Consider the following 1,376-nt stretch of genomic DNA (forward strand, 5'->3'; position numbering starts at 1 on the left):
TCCTGGCAGATCTTCCGCAGATCCCGCGTCAGCCCCAACCGCATGAGCGTCATCACCAAAGCCGTCCTCACCCTGGAGAAGCAACGCTGAAAATGCTCACTGATCGAGGCCGAGGCCACTGCCCGGAGCGGTGCGGAGTGGGGCGAGAGGACCGACACTCGCAGCACCTGGCGCAACGGGCACCGGGAGAAGACCGTGACCACGCAGGCCGGCGACCTGGAGCTCGCCATCCCGAAACTGCGGGCCGGCAGCTTCTTCCCCAGCCTGCTCGAGCGTCGGCGCCGGATCGACCAGGCCCTCTACGCCGTCGTCATGGAGGCATACGTCCACGGCGTCTCCACCCGCTCGGTCGACGACCTGGTCAAAGCCCTCGGCTCGGACACCGGCATATCGAAGAGCGAGGTCTCCCGGATCTGCGCGGACCTCGACGAACAACTCGACGCGTTCCGTACCCGGCTGCTGGATCACACCCGCTTCCCCTACGTCTATCTCGATGCCACCTACGTCAAAGCGCGCGTGAACCATCAGACCGTCTCCCAGGCCGTCGTCATCGCCACCGGCGTCACCGAGGACGGCGGCCGTGAGGTTCTGGGCGTCATGGTCGGCGACAGCGAAACCGAAGCGTTCTGGTCCGAGTTCCTGCGCTCATTACGGGAACGCGGCCTGACCGGTGTCCGTCTCGTCATCTCCGACAGCCACAGCGGCTTGGTCAAGGCCATCCGCAAGGTCATGCCCGGCGCCGCCTGGCAGCGCTGTCGTGTCCACTTCGTCCGCAACGTCTTCTCGGTGATCCCGAAGGGAGCCGCGGAGATGGTCGCCGCGACGATCCGCACCCTCTTCGCCCAGCCCACAGCCGAAGCGGTCCGGGCCCACCTGGACACCGTCGCGGACATGCTCGGCGAGCAGTTCCCCAAGGTCAAAGAGATGCTTCTCGACGCGAAGGAGGACCTGACCGCGTTCGCGGACTTCCCGCACCAGCACTGGAAGAAGATCCAGTCGACCAACCCGCTCGAGCGACTGAACCGGGAGATCAAACGCCGTTCCGACGTCGTCCAGGTCTTCCCGAACACCAGCGCCGTCGACCGGCTCGCCACCGCCGTCCTCGTCGAGCTCCACGACGAGTGGATCGCCTTCCCCCGCCGCTCCCTCTCCATCGAGAGCATGGACAGCCTCTATCCAGACAACGCCACCTGCCTGCCCGGCACCACCGAATGATCAGCTACACCACACCAAGGGACACGACCAAACACACCCGCACCCTCGGAAAGACAACAGCTTCTGAGCTTGTTCTTTATCTACCAGGACCTGCCAGGCTTGCCGATGGCTTTGAGAGTCTCGGGGCGCTTGACGGTTTTGCCGACGTCGTAGCGGGGTGC

Annotated in this window: 2 pseudogenes; both read left to right on the top strand. The window is 65.1% G+C overall.

The features are described from left to right. Nucleotides 1–90 (top strand): annotated as a pseudogene (locus tag IE94_RS41435) (IS5/IS1182 family transposase); the annotation flags it as partial. Nucleotides 91–96: 6 nt separating this feature from the next. After that, nucleotides 97–1,215: pseudogene (locus tag IE94_RS0134165) on the top strand (IS256 family transposase); the annotation flags it as partial. Nucleotides 1,216–1,376: the final 161 nt, after the last annotated feature.

It is taken from the genome of Streptomyces violaceorubidus (genome assembly GCF_000717995.1).
Classification (GTDB): Bacteria; Actinomycetota; Actinomycetes; order Streptomycetales; family Streptomycetaceae; genus Streptomyces; species Streptomyces violaceorubidus.